Origin of the sequence: Arthrobacter subterraneus, assembly GCF_900099735.1 — a bacterium.
Taxonomy (GTDB): Bacteria; Actinomycetota; Actinomycetes; order Actinomycetales; family Micrococcaceae; genus Arthrobacter_D; species Arthrobacter_D subterraneus.
Map to the genome: position 1 here is coordinate 73,326 of NZ_FNDT01000008.1, position 16,876 is coordinate 90,201.

The following is a 16,876-nucleotide window of genomic DNA, read 5'->3' on the forward strand; positions in this document are numbered from 1 at the left end:
GCCATGGCACTGGCTGAGCGGCTGCCGCGGTTCCTGACACTTCGGGGCTGGGGCCTGGCCGCTGCCGGGATCCTGTCGCTGCTGGGCGCCCAGTTCCTCGGCCGCCGCGACCTGCTGTACCTGGGGATCCTGCTGGTCCTCCTGCCGCTGGTATCCGTGCTGGTGCTGCGTCTGGTCAAACCGCGCTTCACCGTGCACCGGACCTTCGCGCCGCAGAGCATGGAGACCGGGTCCACCACCACGGTGACGCTGTCCGTCGCGTCCGACAGCCCGCTGGGCGGCTCGGTGGTAATGCGCGAGCTGCTGCCGCACCGCTTCGGCGACGCACCCGAGTTCCATTTTCCGGCCGCCCACCCCACTCCCAGCGGGGTGAGCCTGTATGAGTACCGGCTGCGCTCCACGGCGCGGGGAGTGTACGACGTCGGCCCCGTCACCGCCGGCTTCACCGACCCCTTTGGCCTGGGCATCTCCCGGCACACCCTCGGCGGGACCGACCGGCTGGTCGTCACGCCCAGCCCCCTGGACCTGCCGTCCTCTCCCCTGACCGGTGTCCGCGGAACCGAGGGACACGCGGTGACCCGGCGGAACGCGAACCCCAGCGACGACGACGTCATGACCCGCGAATACCGCCACGGAGACCCGATGCGGCGGGTCCACTGGGCTGCGACCGCCCGGCACAACGAGCTGATGGTCCGGCAGGAGGAATCCGTGACCATGCCCGAGGCCACCCTGATCCTGGATCAGCGGCAGACCAGTTACGGGTCCGGTTTCCTCTCCGCCTTCGGTGACCCGGACGACGACGGCGGCATGCTCTCCTCCCCCACGTTCGAATGGGCAGTGGTCGGTGCGGTGTCCATTGCCGCGCACCTGCTCGAACGCAACTACTCGCTTCGGTTCCTCGATGAAACGGGAGCCCCCGCTTTGCGGCGTTCGGTTTCCGCGCCATGGCCGGAGGACGAGGAATTTTCGGGGCAGGTGGGGCTGCACGGAATCTCACAGGGACTGGCTGCCCTGGAACTCGTCCCCGATCCCAGCAAGCGGCCCACTGCCTCGCGGAAGCGCCCGTCTGCACCTGTTCCGCCTGTCCGGTCCTCGTCCGCTTCTTCCGTCCGGTCCTCAGCGGGTGGATCCGCGTCCGGTGGGTCTCATCTTGTCCAGCGCAACGGCCATGGTTACGGTGGGCTGCCATTCGGTGACCCGATGCTGGACAAACTCGCAGGGCTGAAGAACCGCGGGCCGCTGATCGCGCTGCTTGGCGCCATCAGCGAGGCGGAGGCCCGGGATCTGGGTCCGGCGTCCGAGTACGGGTCACAGTCGTTCGCCATCCTGGTCAGCGAACGGCCGCGGGACCTGCACGGCGTGATGGATATCCTTCGCGGTGCCGGGTGGCATGTAGTGGCGGTGAACCCGAATGCGTCAGTGGCCGCGGCCTGGGCGCACTTCGACCCCGCACCGGTGGGTGCAACCTCCTCGACCGCGAAAACCACTCTCGCCCCCGGCACGGTGGGGTCAGGTGCGGCCGGTTCTGCTGGCTCTGTCGCGTCCGGCCGCTCTGTTGGTTTTGCCGGTGCTGCCGGTACTACCGGTTCTGCCGGTTCTGCCGGTTCTGTTGCGTCCGGCCGCTCTGCCGGTTCTGCGGGTTCCGGTGCATCCGGCCGCTCTACCGATTCTCCCGGCGCCTCCGGTTCCGTTATTTCAGGAGGCCGGACATGACCGCGACCCTCTCCCGTCCCGCTGAGGGCGGGCAGGCCCAACGCCTCCTGCCCAACCGGCCCGCAGCTCCGCGCAGGAACTACAACCACCTCCTGGTCACGGCCGCCTCGTTCGCGGCGGTCATGCTCACCTCGGTGAGCCTGTCCGGCGTGATCTTCGGCTGGACCTGGTTCATGCCGGTGCTGGTCACGGTGGGAACGGTGCTGTTCTTCATGGCCCTGACGCGGCTGTCGCGGCTGCCATCGTACTGTGTTCCGCTGGTGGGGCTCCTGGCGCTGGCCGGATCGTTGATCTGGCAGTTCTTCCCCTCCCAGAGCACCCTGGGAATCTTTCCGGGGGACGGCTTCACCGGTCGGCTCACCATCCTGCTCGGCCGTGCCGAGAACACCGTCATCTCACAGGTGGCACCGGTGCTGCCGACAGCCGGGCTGTTCCTGGTGGTCTGCGCGGGCATCGGCCTGATCGCCATCCTGGTGGACACACTCGCCACCACGCTGCGGATGCCGGCCACCAGCGGACTGGCGCTGCTGGCAGTGCTGGTGGTTCCCGCCGTCGTACGCATTAATAGTGTGGGTGTGCCGTCCTTCATTGCCGCCGTGGCGGGGTTCCTGATCCTGCTGGGCTGTGCCCACTGGCGTGAGGCACGGCAGGATTCCGACTCGTCGAGTGAGTTATCCGGAGCCCATCTGTCGCGGGGAATGACCATCGGCGTGCTGGCGCTGGCCATCGCCGTCGTGCTTCCGCTGGGGATTCCCGGCTTCAATTCGGGAGTTTTCCCGCAGGGAGCGCGGGTGAACCTGTGGGGAACGGCAACCGGGCTCAATCCGGTGGTGACGCTCGGGAATGACCTGCGCAATCCCAACGGATTCGGCAGGATCGAGTATGCAACCACGGCCACGGAGCCGCTGTACCTGCGTTCGGTCACCCTGGAGGATTTCAGCGGGCAGCGGTGGGAACCGGACCAGCGGCTCGGGCAGCGGGTGGCCGGCGTGGACGAGATGTTTTCCGACGGCCAGCCCGGCGGTGAGACCACCTTCACGCGGATTACCACGGACAGCTTCACAAGCCCCTGGCTGCTTTCACCGTACGCGCCGTTGTCCATCAGGGGGCTGCGCGGGCAGTGGGCATATGACCCGGGGAACCTCAGCATCCTGGCGATCGACGGCGGTTCCACGGCCGAGCAGGACTACCTGGTGGAAAGCATTGAACCCGTGCTGACCAAGGAGCGTCTGGAACGCATTCCGCCGGTCAATCCCGAGTCTGTGGAGGAAAAGTTCCTTGCCCTTCCCAGCTCGCTGCCCTCCGTCATCAGCAACACCACCGCGGAGGTTGTGGAGGGGATCTCCAACCCCTATGACCAGGCCATCGCGATCCAGAGCTTCCTCCGCGGGCCGTCCTTTGTGTACTCAGTGGACGCGCCCGTGGACGGCGGCTATGACGGAAATAGCCTGGACGTGATGGCGCGGTTCCTCGAATCGCGGTCCGGGTACTGCGTGCACTATGCCGGGACCATGGCGGTGATGGCCCGCCTGGCCGGGATCCCGAGCCGGGTTGCGGTGGGCTACTCCCCCGGATCACCCACCGGTACGCAGTTCCTCGGCCCGGACGGTACGGAGTTCACGGAGTTTTCGGTGAACTCCAAGGACGCACACGCCTGGCCGGAACTGTACTTCGAGGGTCTCGGCTGGGTGCAGTTCGAACCGACGCCGTCACGCGGTGTGGTCCCGGACTATGCCATCACCACCCTGTCCCCGGCCAACCCGTCGGTCAACAGCGACAACCTGAACCCGAGTACCGCAGAGGTGCCGGAATCCACCGCCGCACCGTTCCCGGACGCCGACGAGGAACAGGCCGCCAAGGCTGAGCGGGACAGTGCGGAACGGAGTTCCACCCTCGGCGGGATCCTCGGGCTCCTGCTCGTGCTGCTCGCCCTGACGCCGCTGGCGTTGCGGCAAATGCGGACTGAGCGCCGTCGTCGTTCTGTCACCGGCAACACCAGGGGCGTGGGCGCCGCGACGGTGGCGTGGGCTGAAACCGTGGAGCTGGCTGCGGATTACCGGATGCCGCCGTTGCCCACCGACACACCGCGGACATTTGAGCAGCGGCTGCGTGCCCGGCTGGATGACTCGGCGGCCGCTGCGCTGTCACGGTTGCGGCGTGCCTACGAGGAAGAGGAATACGCCGAGTTTGCCGGCGCGGATGCCCGTCCGACAAACAGTTGGGACGACGTCGAGTCCGTCACCCGCGCGCTGTCCCAATCCGCGTCGGTCCCTGCGCGGGTCCGTGCACGCTTCTGGCCGCAATCGCTGTGGCAGCCGTTCGGGGCGCAGCGCAGTGAGGACGTAGCGGGTTCGTCCCGTACCTGACAGCTGCGGGCCGGTTCCCCCACCCCCGTTGATTACAGCCGCGGGCCGGTTCCCCCACCTTCTGGGCGCCCTACCGGCGTGTCGCATGGGACACGCCGTCGTGATAGGCGTTGTTCAGCCGGAAGGTGGGGAATCCGGGCCGGGCGACAATGACCGTTGAGCCTGGTTTAGCCGGCCGACGGGTCCGCGATGCCCACGTACTGCGTGTACAGGTATTCCTCGATGCCCTCGTAGCCGCCTTCACGTCCGAGGCCCGACTGCTTCACCCCGCCGAACGGCGCCGCCGCATTGGAGATGACGCCCGCGTTGAGGCCGAGCATGCCGGTGTCCAGCCGCTCGCCCATCCGCAGCCCACGGTTCAGGTCGCGGGTGAAGACGTACGCCACGAGTCCGTACTCGGTGTTGTTGGCGAGCCGGACGGCGTCGTCCTCCGAGGAGAAGGTGACGATCGGGGCCACCGGACCGAAGATCTCCTCCTGCAGGATCCGCGACTTCGCGGCAACGTCCGTCAGAACGGTCGCCGGGTAGAAGTAGCCGGGACCGTCCACGGGGGAACCGCCGGTAAGGACCTGAGCGCCGTCGTCGACCGCGTCCTGCACCAGGGAGTGAACGCTGTCGCGGCTCTTGCCGTCGATCAGCGGGCCCAGCTTCGAGGAGTCCTCGGTGCCGCGACCGGGGGTGACGTCCTTCATGCGGGCGGCGAGCTTGTCGGCGAACGCGGCGGCGACGGACTCGTGCACAATGAACCGGTTGGCGGCCGTGCAGGCCTCGCCCATGTTGCGGAGTTTGGCGGCCATGGCGCCGTCAACGGCCTTGTCGAGGTCGGCGTCCTCGAAGACCAGGAACGGTGCGTTGCCGCCGAGCTCCATCGAGGTGCGCAGGACGTTTTCGGAGGCGTCGGCCAGCAGGCGCCGACCCACCGGCGTCGAACCAGTGAAGGAGAGCTTGCGGAGCCGGCTGTCCTTGATGAGGGGTCCGGTGACGTCTCCGGCGCTGGTGGTGCTCACGATGTTGAGGACGCCCTTGGGCAGGCCTGCCTCCTCGAGGACCTTGGCGAACAGCAGCGAGGTCAGCGGGGTCAAGTTCGCGGGCTTCAGCACCATGGTGCAGCCGGCGGCAACAGCGGGTGCTATCTTGCGGGTAGCCATTGCCAGCGGGAAATTCCACGGGGTGATGAGCAGGCAGGGGCCAACGGGCTTCTTGTTGACCAGGATGCGCGACTTGCCGTCCGGAGCTGTGGAGTAGCGGCCGGACATGCGGACGGCTTCCTCGGAGAACCAGCGGAGGAACTCGGCGCCGTAGATGACCTCACCGCGGGCTTCGGCGAGCGGCTTGCCCATTTCCATGGTCATGAGGAGCGCGAAGTCGTCGGCGCGTTCGGTGACCATTTCGAAGGCGCGGCGCAGGATCTCCCCACGCTCCCGCGGTGCGGTGCGGGCCCACTCATCCTGGGCGGCGACGGCGGCGTCCAGTGCTGCCTTGCCGTCTTCGGGGCTGGCGTCGGCGATGGTGAGCAGTGTTTTGCCGGTGGCGGGATCCTCGACGTCGAAGGTCTTGCCGTTGGCGGCATCGCGCCACTCTCCGCCGATCAGCAGACCGGTGGGAACCGAGGACAGAAGTTCTTGTTCGCGCTGGGCGGTGATAGTCATCCGGGAGCCTTTACGATCGACAATGGTGTGTTCGAGCTCTCACGCTAGCCCTGCGCCGCTCGCCCCGTCCATACAAACCTGCACGACGACGACGGCGATCCACTGTCAGAGTGCACAGTCTTACGTCCGCGCGGCCACCACCGCCGCGTACAGCTCCCGCTTGCTGACCCGCGAGTCTTCAGCCACGGCCGCGACCGCCTCCTTGAGCCGGAGCCCCTGGCTCATCAGCTGGTTGACCGCTGCCACGTGGTCTTCGGGTGCAGTTGGCGCGTCGGCCGGTGCACCGCCCACGACGACGGCGATCTCCCCCCGGACCAGGTTGCCTTCCACCCACTCAAGCAGGTGCTGCAGCGGCCCGCGGATCACTTCCTCGTACCGTTTGGTCAGTTCACGGGTGACGCACGCGGGCCGTTCCGGGCCGAATTCGGAGTGCAGTGCACGGATCATGGCTTCGAGCCGATGCGGCGCTTCGAAGAACACCATGGTGCGGCGTTCGGTGCGCAGCTCGGCGAGCCGGGCCGCGCGTTCGCCGGCTTTACGGGGCAGGAAACCCTCGAAACAGAACCGGTCGGTGGGCAGGCCGGACAGGGCGAGCGCAGTAAGGACTGCCGAGGGTCCGGGGGCAACGGTGACCGTGATTCCGCGGGCTGCGGCGGCCTCGACGAGGCGGAAACCCGGGTCGGAGACCGACGGCATGCCGGCGTCGGTCACCAGGAGCAGGGTGGCTCCGGCGGCAACGAGGTCAAGGAGCTCGGGGGTGCGGGCGGCCTCGTTGTGTTCGTGGTAGCTGAGGGTTCGTCCCGCCGGTGTCACGTCGAGGGAACGGATGAGCCGTTGCAGGCGCCGGGTGTCTTCGGCGGCGATGATGTCGGCGGTCTCGAGGAGCGACACCAGCCGGAAGGTTGCGTCGCCCATGTTGCCGATCGGGGTGGCCGCGAGCACGATACTGCCGTTCCCCCTCGTGAGCGACTCCGGGAGGAGGGGCTCGGGAGCGTCCTGGACGTCGTGGCCGTCAGGATCGTCCGTCGCGTCAGGGGTCTCGACGGCGGCGGGCACTTCAGAGGCGTCCGGGTCCTCGGGAGTGTCCGGGGCGTCATGGTTGTCCTGATCCCCGGGCACTCCCGTGCCGTCCGCGGGGAGGGTGCCGCCGTCGTCGTCGTTATGTTCCGTCACCCGCTCAGCCTACTGTCCAGGAACTGTCAGGGCCGCTGGGTACGATGATCCGGTGAGCCAAACCACCACCGCCGCCGCCCTCCCTGAGGGATCCGGGCGGCAGTGGGTCCTCCCCGCGCGCACGGCGTTTTCCGAGCGGGTGCTGCGCCGGCGGCTGCTCGGTGAGGAGCTCCGGTTCGGGCTGTGGGGGTGGCTGCTGCCGGTGCTGGTGGCGGGAATCGGCGGGGTGCTGCGGTTCGTCCGGCTGGGTGAGCCCGACTCCCTGGTGTTCGACGAAACCTATTACGTCAAGGACGCCTATTCCTTCCTGCAGTCGGGGTATGAGCGGGAATGGCCGGAGGAGGCGGACACGTCCTTCAACGCCGGAAATCCCGGGATCCTCCTGGAGACGCCTGACTATGTGGTGCACCCGCCGGTCGGGAAGTGGATGATTGCGTTCGGGATGCTGCTGTTCGGTCCCTCAAATCCGTTCGGGTGGCGGTTTACGGCCGCGGTGGTCGGGACGCTGTCCATTCTCATCCTGGCCCTGGTGGCGCAGCGGCTGTTCGGATCGGTGGTGCTCGGCGGGGTTGCCGGGCTGCTGCTTGCGGTTGACGGTCATCATCTGGTGCATTCCCGGACGTCCCTGTTGGACGTCTTCCTCATGTTCTGGATACTGGTTGCCTTTGCGCTGCTGGTGCTGGACCGTGACTGGGCACGACGGCGGTTGGCCACCCTGATGGCCGGGCTCGCCCGTGAACGCGGGCAGCCCACCCGCGAAGAGCTGCTGTACGGGCCGTGGCTGGGTCTCCGTCCGTGGCGGATTGCGGCGGGCGTGGCGCTGGGTCTGGCGCTGGGAACCAAGTGGTCCGCGCTGCCCTATATTGCGGTGTTCGGGCTGATGACCGTGCTCTGGGACATGGCGGCCAGGCGCACGGTGGGAGTCCGGCGCTGGGTAGCGGGCGCCGTCGTCCGGGATGGGCTGCAGGCGTTTGTGTCGATCGTGCCCGTGGCTCTGCTCACCTACGTGGCGTCGTGGACGGGCTGGTTCCTCTCCACGGATGCGTACAACCGGCAGTGGGCCGCCCAGAATCCCGATCCGCTCTGGGACTGGGTTCCCGCTCCCCTGCGCTCGCTGGCCGAGTACCACCGCAGCGCCTATTCGTTCCACGAAGGGCTCAGCTCCGAGCACCCGTACGAGGCCACGGCGTGGTCCTGGCTGGTGATGGGCAGGCCGACGTCCTTCCACTACCAGTCGGACGGGCTGACCTGTAACGCCGCCGACTGCTCCCAGGCCGTCAGCGTGGTGGGCAACCCGCTGATCTGGTGGGCCGCCGCGCTGTCGCTGCTGGTGGTGCTGCTGTTCTGGGCCGGCCGGCGCGACTGGCGGGCAGGCGCCATCCTCGCCGGTGTTGCAGCCGGGTATCTGCCGTGGTTCCTGTTTCCGGACCGCACCATGTTCTTCTTTTACGCCATCGTGTTTGAGCCGTTCCTCATCCTCTCGCTGGTCTACGTGCTGGGCCTGATATTGGGCCGTGCCGGGGACCCTCCGTGGCGGCGGCGAAACGGTATTCTGCTCGTGGGGGGATTCGTTGTGCTGGCGGTATTGGTATCTGCGTTCTTCCTGCCCATCTGGACAGCTGAAACCATTCCCTACAACCAGTGGCGTCTGCGAATGTGGATGCCAAGCTGGATCTGACCGAAGCACCATCGCCACCGTGTCACCGTCATTGAGCCGCCGCCGCAGTGTTACCGCCGCAGCGTCGTTCTTCCAGTGTCGTTCTTCCAGTGTCACCGCCATCGAGGGAAAGCGAGCCACATCCCATGCGTGAATCCTCCACCGAGCTCCTGGTCGATCTGCCGGCCGGATCCAACGTCACCGACCTGCTCCTCGCGCAGCACAAGCACGCACCCAACGCACCCCTGTATGCGGTGAAGAAGGACGGCACCTGGACAGACATCAGCGCGGACACCTTCCTCACGCAGGTGCGTGCGCTGGCCGGGGGCCTCCTGGCACGCGGGATCAAGCCGGGCGATTCCGTTGCGGTCATGTCGAAGACCCGTTACGAGTGGACCCTGGCCGACCTCGCCATCTGGTTTGCCGGAGCCGTCACCGTCCCCATCTACGAGACCTCCTCGGCACACCAGGTGAGCTGGATCCTTGAGGACTCTGCCGCCGTCGTCGTGCTCGTGGAGAACGAGGAGAAGGCGGCCGTGGTCCGGCAGGCTGCGCCGGATGCGCAGGTGGTGCTGATGAATGACGACGACGGCGATGCCTCCTTCGCCTCACTGGCGACTGACGGGAAGAGCATCAGCGATGAGCAGCTTGAGGCCGCCCGGACCAGCCGTACGCTGGCCGATGTGGCGTCGCTGGTGTACACGTCGGGCACCACGGGGCGGCCCAAGGGGTGCGAGATCACGCACGGCAACTTTGCGCTGTTTGCCGTGAACACCATCGAGTTCCTGCCGGAGCTGCTCAAGCAGGAGAACGCGCGTACCCTGATGTTCCTGCCGCTGGCCCATGTGCTGGCCCGTGCCGTGCAGCTGGTGTGCCTGACGGGCGGGGTGAAGCTGGGCCACACGTCGAACGCCCTCGAACTGCTCGACGATCTCGCCGCCTACAAGCCGACCTTCCTGCTGGTGGTTCCACGGATTTTCGAGAAGATCTACAGCACCGCTTCGCAGAAGGCGGAGGCTGCCGGGAAGGGCAAGATCTTCCGTGCGGCCGATGCCACGGCGGTGGCCTACTCAAAGGCTCTGGACAACGCGGCCCGGGGCGGGAGCGGGCCGTCGCTGCTGTTGCGGGCTCGCCACGCGCTGTTCGACAAGGTGCTGTACCCGAAGCTGCGGGCTGTCTTCGGTGGCGAGGTTGTGCATACGGTGTCGGGTGCGTCGCCGCTCAGCGAACACCTCGCGCACTTCTTCCGGGGTGCCGGAATCAATGTCTTGGAAGGCTACGGGCTGACGGAGAGCACTGCGCCGTGTACGGCGAACACCGTTGCGCTGACGCGGGTGGGTTCAGTGGGCATTCCGATGCCGGGCACCACCATCCGCATCGATGACGAGGGCGAGATCCAGGTCAAGGGCGTCGGCGTCTTCAAGGGTTATCACAACAATGATGCGGCCAACGCGGAGTCGTTCACCGAGGACCGGTTCTTCCGGACCGGTGATCTCGGCACTCTCGACGAGGACGGCTTCCTGCGGATCACGGGCCGAAAGAAGGATCTGCTGGTGACGGCGGGCGGCAAGAACGTGGCGCCCGCGCCGCTTGAGGAAAAGCTGCGGGAGCACCCGCTGGTGGCGCACGCCTTGGTGGTCGGCGACAACCGGCCGTTCATCGCTGCCCTGGTGACTCTCGATCCCGAGGCGGTGGAGAGCTGGGCTGCCGCTAACGGGCACAGCACTCCGGTGTCGGAGGTTGCGTTGCGTGCGGAACTCCAGACGGCGGTCGAGGCGGCAAACCAGCTGGTGTCGCGGGCCGAGCAGATCCGGAAGTTCGACATTCTGGACGCCGAGTTCACCCTCGAGTCCGGCTACCTCACGCCCACGCTGAAACTGAAGAAGTCAACTGTGCTGGCCGATTACGGGACGGCGGTCGAGAAGCTTTACTCCTGAGGTTCAGGCGCTGTTGGTGGGGGCGTGCTCCGGTGAGGCGCTCGGGTGAGGCGCTCGGTCGGTGCGTGCCGTCGTCGTTCCTGAGGCGCTGCGCGGCTCACACTCCGCTGTTGGCGGCGACGCGTGATTCAGGCGACGCGCGCTTCGGGCGAGGCGCTCAATAGTGAGTGTGCCGTCGTCGTCGTTCGCTAGACCGTGCCGTCGTCGTCGTTCCTGAGTCGCTGCGCGGCTCACACTCCGCTGTTGGCGCGGCGGGCTTCGTAGGCGCGGGCGGACTTTTCGCGTCGTGCCTTGGTGGGCCAGGTGAGCACGAGCGTCAGCACCGAACCGATCAGCACGATGGCTCCCACTGCTGCGGCGGCGTCGATCCAGAACTGTGCGGGGAAGAGTCGGATGAGCGTGTCGTCGAGGCGGAAGGTCCAGGTGCCGTCGGCGAAGAACAGTGCGTGGACCTGGGTGAAGAACGTTTCCCAGGCGAGGATTCCCGCGACTGCCAGCGCTATTGCAAGGACGAGCGTTGCCGTAGCGCCGGCGAACAGTGCCCTCCGGATGCCGCCGGGGTACTTGCGCGCGAGATAGATGCATGCGGCCACCGCGAGGAGTGCCAGGACAGTCGCGACGACGAACCCGGTTGCGAGAACGCCCTTCACATCAGCCATGTGGCCTACCTCGCTGTCGAGGAAGAGCTGATCGCCGTCCACATTGACCAGGTCACCGAGGTAGCGTGCGGGTGCCCAGTTCAGGATGTAATCCATCGTGTAGGAGCCGTAGGTCATGCGGTCCTCGGTGCTGAACCCGTAGCTGTCAGCCGGGAAGCCAGGACGGTGGTATTCGACCCAGAGGAACAGGGGTGTGGTGACGGCCCGGACGGCGGCGGCGAGCAGGATCACCGGGAAGAACACCGCGACCATGACCTGCAGGACCCGTGGGAGGACCGGTTTCGCTGCGGCTGCCTCGTCGCGTTGGTTGGCGCGACGGCTGACGTCCTCTTCCGGAGGCCTGATGGAGAGGCTCGACGTGTCCGGATTGGGGTCGTCGGCCGGGGTGGTGCGGTTGCGGGTTGCTTTTGCTTTGGTCGCGGCGGATGCGGTTGCGCCGGCTGCGATTCCCGCGGCTGCGGCTGCCCCGGTTCCAGCTCCGGTTCCGGTTTCAGTTCCAATTCCATTTCCGCGCGACGGTGCCTCGTCCGGGGCGGAAGTGCCGGCCAACTCATCATTGTCGGGAGTCGCAGCAATCTGGCTCGTTGCCGGCGAGGTCGGGTCCGCGGTGGTTGATGCACCTGCAGTGGTCGCAGCGATGTGGCTCGTTGCCGGCTGCGGGTCGGTGGTGACGTGGTCCGTTGGACCGGTGTCGGCCCTTGTCCCGGCGGGTTCTGGACGGTCCGCCGGCTGGTCAACGCGGGTGGAGGCGGGATTGTCCGCGTCGGGCGAGGTAACTGTTGCGTCGTCGTCGTTCCTGGTGGGATCACCTGATGCGGTGGGTGCCCCATCATCCAGCGGTTCCTGGGGATTACGGCCGGCAGCATCCGAGGGATTGCTGCTACGCCATGAAGTGGGTGCCGCAGGTGATGAATTGGCTTCCGGCGTCGTTTCGCCGGGAGCCTCTTCCGCCGACGTGGATCCGCCGGGCGAACTGTACGCCGAGACGTCAGGGAGGGTGCTTGCCTTCCGCATGGGGAAGCTGCTCTCGCGCATCCGGGTAGGACGGACTCCGGTATCGTCCGAGCGCAGTGCTGCACGTCGTTCACCGCCTGCGGGCACACCCTGATTTTCGTTTTCAGCTTTGTCAGCCACGACTGTCTCCTTGCATGGATCTCCTATCTAAGACAGTACCCGGGTGGGCGGAGCTGGCTGCCGTCGGCCACGCCGCTGTGCCCCTCCGCTGCATCGTCTCTCTGTCGCTCTGCACCGTCTCCTTGTGGCTCTGCAGCGTCTCTATAAGCGTCTCTATAAGCGTCTCTATATGGGCGCAGAACCTCCGCGCGAAGATGCAAGACGGCACTCGGTGAGCGGATCCCCTGTCGCTTTGAGCATTACGTACGCCCTATCGAGGTTGAACCTCTGTTCTGTTCGCTGTGGGCATAATCCACCGACGTTTCGGACCTGCCGGTTTTGTCAGAGGCAGGTGATGGAGTGGGGTTATGAGGTTTTCCGAGGGGTTCGCGTTCGGCGCCGATGGCGCTGGTCCTTCCGGCGCGCGCCATTCAGGAGCTTCCTCCTCCGGCAGCTCGCATCCAGGGGCCTCCCCCTATGACGGCTCACGGAGCGAGCCGGACTGGACGCAGATTCCGTTTAGCGGTGCGTTTGCCGGTCAAATGTGGGAAGGCAGCGAAGAGCTGGAGCCTGCCGGGCCGTGGGGTATGGTCGAGCTTCCGCCGACCAGCGCATTGCAGTCATTGTCCGACGCCACGGACACCCTGGAACGGTTGAACGAGCTGCAGTGCTGGGCCGAAGCGCAGAAGGCCCGGCTCGTGGACCGGATCCGCGAGCTCTATGAAGCTGAAATTGCGCTCTCCGATGAGGCGAACTCTCAAGCCGACAAGGCCGAGACCCAAACCAAAACGCGGACCCAGACACTGACCGAGCGTGATGCCTTCATTGTTTCACTGGCCGCGGAGGAGATCAGCGCCCTGCTGCGGCTGCCGTCGCGGTCTGCCAAGACGTTCGTTGAGCAGAGCCGGCTCCTTGTGCATCATCACCGTCAAACCCTTACCAGCCTGGAATCGGGACGGCTGTCCTGGCGGCATGCCACCACGGTGGTGGAGGAATGCGTCGGTGTTCCCGCTGGCTCGGTAGCCCGGTTCGAAGAAGAACTCGTCGAAACAGCCGAGCAGTCCACCGTTCCCAAACTCACCCGCCACGCCCGCGGCCTCCGCGAACTGCTCCACCCCGACGCCGCACCCATCCGCACAACCCGTGCCACCGCAGACCGCCGGATACTCCTCGAACCCGCCCCCGACGGCATGGCCTGGCTCAGCGCCTACCTACCAGCCGAACAAGCCTGCGGAATCTACAACAGGCTCGACGCCGGAGCCCGCGGCCTCCAGACACCCGATGAACCCCGCACCCTCACCCAACTCCGCGCCGACGTACTCACCGACCTCCTCACCCACACCTGCAACGGGAACATCGACACCGGAACCGGATACCGCGGCATCCACGCCACCGTCCACATCACCGTCCCCGCACTCACCCTCCTCAACCAACTCCCCGGCGCCGAAGATAGCGCCGGCGCTCTGAGCTGCTGCGGTGATTTCGGACAGCGGATTTGATGGTTTTCTCTACGCTGCCATGGCTGGCTGTTGGTAACTGTAGTGGACTTCGTTGGGGCGTCGGTAATCGAGTGCTGAGTGCCGGCGGTGGCTGTTGTAGAAGCCCTCGATATAGCCGATGACGTCCCGTTTCGCTTGTGATTTAGTCGCGTAGACCGTGCGGTAAACCCGCTCGTTTTTCAACGCTGCGAAGAACGATTCGGCAAGGCTGTTGTCCCAGCACACCCCCGTGCGGCCCATCGAGGAGCGCATACCCAGCTTGGTGACGAGAGCCCGGAAAGCCGTTGAGGTGTAGACGCTGCCGCGGTCCGAATGCCAGATCGCGCCCGGCTCGATGTGGGTGGTCTGGGCAGCGTTCTGCAGGGCATCGGCGACCAGTTCGGTGCGCATGTGATCGGCGATGGACCAGCCCACGACTTTCTTCGAGTAGCAGTCGATGACCGTGGCCAGATAGATGAATCCCTGCCACGTATGGATGTAGGTGATGTCTCCGACGAACTTCACCCCGGGCCGGTCCGCCGTGAAGTCACGTCTGACCAGATCCGGGACCGGTGTTGCCGCCTCCTTGTCGGCCTGCGTGGTGACCCGGAACGGACGCGGCTGGCACGGCATCAGGTCCTCGGAGCGCATGATGCTGCGCACCAGCTCCGGTGAGCACTGTGTGCCCTCAGCGGCGAGGTCGGCGTGGATCCGCCGGTACCCGTACGTGCCGTCGGCTTCGTCGAAGAAGTGCCGGATCCGGGCCGCTAACGCCTGCCTGCGGGCGGCGGTGGCGGAGAGTGGCCGGGAGAGCCAGTCATAGAACCCGGAAGCAGACACGGCCATCCACCGGCACATCTTCCACACCGGGTTGGTGTTGCCAGGAGCGTGTTTTTGGGAATCGATGAACTCGTACTTCGCCACTACCGTGGCTCCCGCGCAAAGTACGAGGCGGCTTTTTTTAGGAACGCGGCCTCAGCCCGTAGCTCCTGGTTTTCGCGCTCCAGTTCCTTCAACCGGGCACGCTCTGAGACCGTCAATTCGGTCTCGGTCCCGCCGTGGGACTCCCGGAATTTCATCACCCACCGGCGCAGGGTCTCCGGCCCCACCCCGTAGGCCTTGGCAACGTCAACAATAGGCTTGGACGTCTCGATGACTTCCCGGGCCAGTTCGTCCTTGAACTCCTGGCTGAACCGGCGACGTGATGCAGACATACTGCAGATCTCACTTTCAGTAGACACCTCAGTTTAAGAGGTCCCACTGTCCGAAATCCCTAGGCCGCCCACTCACCCACAAAAGAGGGCCGGAGCAGCCCCAGCGGAACCAGGTTCCCCCATTCCCGGGGCAGCCGCTCCAGCCAGCTCCGGCTCTCCAGCCAGCTCCGATTCTCCAGCCAGCTCCGATTCTCCAAACGGCCCCGATGACGCGGCCGGGAGCGGCGGCACCAGCTACCCGGCCTCACCGGGACCTCGCGGCTATCCTCCCGCGCAGGAGCCCCGCAGCTACCCGGTCCTGGAGGGCTACGGGCCTATCGACCCCGACACCGCAGCCCGCCTCGCCGCCCATGCACCCTCATTCACCCGCATCCTCACCCACCCCCACACCGGAGCCGCACTCTCGATCGGCCGGGCCACCTACCGGCCACCGAAACACCTCCAGGACTGGGTCCGCATCCGCGACAAAACCTGCCGACACCCTGGCTGCAACCGGGCAGCGGTCGCAACTGAAATCGACCACACCATTCCCTGGCACCACGGCGGACGCACAGACCACGACAATCTTGCCTGCCTCTGCGCCAAACACCACCGGCTCAAAACCATCGGGCTCTGGGACTACATGCAACCCGAACCCGGCACCATCACCGCCACCTCACCAGCCGGAAAAACCTACACCACCCAACCCCCACCCTTCTAAGACGGAGAGAGGATAAATGGTGGGAGAAATCCCCCAGCCGGCCCAACCAAACGCCAGGCGGTGCTTCGCCGGAAGTCGGAGATTACTTTGCACTGGGCGCGGCTAGCCCAACGCCCCGGGCTGAACAGCGCCCACAAGACCAGAACCCAGAATCAGGCCGTCAACACCGAAGCCCCACGATCCTCATCACCCAGATCGCCCGTGTATCCCGCCCGGAAAGCTCTGCCACCGAGAACCAGCGTGTAGACCCAGTAGAGGGCAAAAACAGTGAAGCCGATCCCAATCCGCAGCCACACCGGAAGCGGACTCGGCGTGACAAAGCCCTCCACCAGGCCCGATACAAACAGCACCAGCACCAATCCCAGCGCAACCGTGATGAGCGACCGACCCTCCTCGGCAAGCGCCTGCGAGCGGGTTCGGGCTCCAGGTGAAACCCACGCCCAAAAGATCCGCAGTCCCGCCGCCGTCGCAATAAAAATCGCGGTGAGCTCCATGAATCCGTGCGGAAGGATGTACGTGAAGAACACATCAAGTTTGTCGTAGGACGCCATCATTCCCGCAGCGATCCCCACACCCTGCGCATTCTGGTACAGAACAAACGGCCCCCATAGCCCGGTGATCCCGAAAGCCACCGCCTGCACCGCAATCCACGCGTTGTTGGTCCACACCAGTCCGGCAAATGAGGCAGCCGGATTCTCGGAGTAGTAGTCCACGAAGTCCTCTTCGACGTACCGCCGAATCTCCTCGTCACTGCCAAGCGCGGCAATCACGCCGGGCGTATTCACCACCCACGCCCCATACAGCCAGCTGACGGCAAGAAAAACCACTCCCACAGCCACCGTGAGCCACCGAACCCGGTAGAAGGCAGCCGGCAACGAGATTACAAAAAACCGCGCAACATCTTCGAGAAAATTTGATCGGGCACCAGTGAACCTGGTCCGCGCACGGGACAACCGCATGGAAAGTTCGTTGGACAGGGCGCTTTCCGGAGCCATCGATCGAATCATCGACAGATGGGTGGATGTGCGCTGGTACAGATCAAGCAGCTCGTCCGCCTCGCTGCCGCGCAGCCGCCGCTGCCGGGTCAGTATGTCCAGCCGGTTCCAGTCTGCGCGGTTTACTTCCTCGAAGGCGTCCAGATCCACCCGGCCAGCTTATCCCCCGGCAACCACACTCAAACGGCAGCTAAGCTGATTTCATCCAAGGGGAGGACATCC

Annotated in this window: 11 protein-coding genes; 6 read left to right on the forward strand and 5 right to left on the reverse strand. The window is 65.9% G+C overall.

Features of this window, described 5'->3' with window-relative positions; all coding sequences use genetic code 11:
* Positions 1–3 precede the first annotated feature (3 nt).
* A complete protein-coding gene (locus tag BLS52_RS10515; RefSeq protein WP_217636745.1) occupies positions 4–1,713 on the forward strand; it encodes a DUF58 domain-containing protein in 1,710 nt (569 codons plus the stop codon).
* Positions 1,710–4,079 (forward strand): transglutaminase TgpA family protein, encoded by a 2,370-nt coding sequence (locus BLS52_RS10520; RefSeq protein WP_090586622.1) that lies wholly within the window; start codon positions 1,710–1,712, stop codon positions 4,077–4,079. Before BLS52_RS10515 ends, BLS52_RS10520 begins: the two co-directional genes overlap by 4 nt.
* Before the next feature lie 167 nt (positions 4,080–4,246).
* On the opposite strand, the gene BLS52_RS10525 is transcribed toward BLS52_RS10520, so the two are convergent.
* Both BLS52_RS10525 and rsmI read right to left on the reverse strand, forming a co-directional pair.
* Entirely contained in the window at positions 4,247–5,728 is a 1,482-nt protein-coding gene (locus BLS52_RS10525) for an NAD-dependent succinate-semialdehyde dehydrogenase (protein WP_090586625.1), read from the reverse strand.
* A gap of 120 nt (positions 5,729–5,848) precedes the next feature.
* Positions 5,849–6,673: a 16S rRNA (cytidine(1402)-2'-O)-methyltransferase gene (gene rsmI / locus BLS52_RS10530; RefSeq protein WP_281241708.1), complete on the reverse strand. Its 825-nt coding sequence runs from the start codon at positions 6,671–6,673 to the stop codon at positions 5,849–5,851.
* A 280-nt stretch (positions 6,674–6,953) separates the two neighbouring features.
* Here rsmI and BLS52_RS10535 point away from each other — a divergent pair, with 280 nt between their 5' ends.
* Together BLS52_RS10535 and BLS52_RS10540 are read left to right on the forward strand one after the other, a co-directional pair.
* Complete coding sequence (locus BLS52_RS10535) at positions 6,954–8,579, forward strand: dolichyl-phosphate-mannose--protein mannosyltransferase (RefSeq protein WP_425425035.1); 1,626 nt, start codon at positions 6,954–6,956, stop codon at positions 8,577–8,579.
* A gap of 125 nt (positions 8,580–8,704) precedes the next feature.
* The gene (locus BLS52_RS10540; protein ID WP_090586631.1) at positions 8,705–10,495 is read left to right on the forward strand and encodes an AMP-dependent synthetase/ligase; all 1,791 of its coding nucleotides are present in this window, start codon (positions 8,705–8,707) and stop codon (positions 10,493–10,495) included.
* 230 nt (positions 10,496–10,725) lie between these two features.
* Here BLS52_RS10540 and BLS52_RS10545 read toward each other — a convergent pair whose 3' ends face one another.
* Entirely contained in the window at positions 10,726–12,288 is a 1,563-nt protein-coding gene (locus BLS52_RS10545; RefSeq protein WP_245702804.1) for a lipoprotein intramolecular transacylase Lit, read from the reverse strand.
* Between the two features lie 347 nt (positions 12,289–12,635).
* Between BLS52_RS10545 and BLS52_RS10555 the strand changes: the two genes are divergently transcribed.
* Positions 12,636–13,766, forward strand: a complete 1,131-nt coding sequence (locus BLS52_RS10555) for a DUF222 domain-containing protein (protein WP_090586636.1) — start codon at positions 12,636–12,638, stop codon at positions 13,764–13,766.
* Between the two features lie 9 nt (positions 13,767–13,775).
* Here the strand turns inward: BLS52_RS10555 and BLS52_RS10560 are convergent.
* Positions 13,776–14,959, reverse strand: a protein-coding gene (locus tag BLS52_RS10560; RefSeq protein ID WP_090586637.1) for an IS3 family transposase whose coding sequence is annotated in 2 segments (ribosomal slippage) — positions 13,776–14,695 and positions 14,695–14,959 — 1,185 coding nt in all. Because the reading frame shifts where the segments join, the coding sequence is not laid out codon by codon here.
* A 457-nt stretch (positions 14,960–15,416) separates the two neighbouring features.
* Between BLS52_RS10560 and BLS52_RS18835 the strand changes: the two genes are divergently transcribed.
* The gene (locus tag BLS52_RS18835) at positions 15,417–15,659 is read left to right on the forward strand and encodes an HNH endonuclease signature motif containing protein (protein WP_084033420.1); all 243 of its coding nucleotides are present in this window, start codon (positions 15,417–15,419) and stop codon (positions 15,657–15,659) included.
* Positions 15,660–15,811: 152 nt separating this feature from the next.
* On the opposite strand, the gene BLS52_RS10570 is transcribed toward BLS52_RS18835, so the two are convergent.
* Positions 15,812–16,804, reverse strand: a complete 993-nt coding sequence (locus BLS52_RS10570) for a stage II sporulation protein M (protein WP_026544234.1) — start codon at positions 16,802–16,804, stop codon at positions 15,812–15,814.
* Positions 16,805–16,876: the final 72 nt, after the last annotated feature.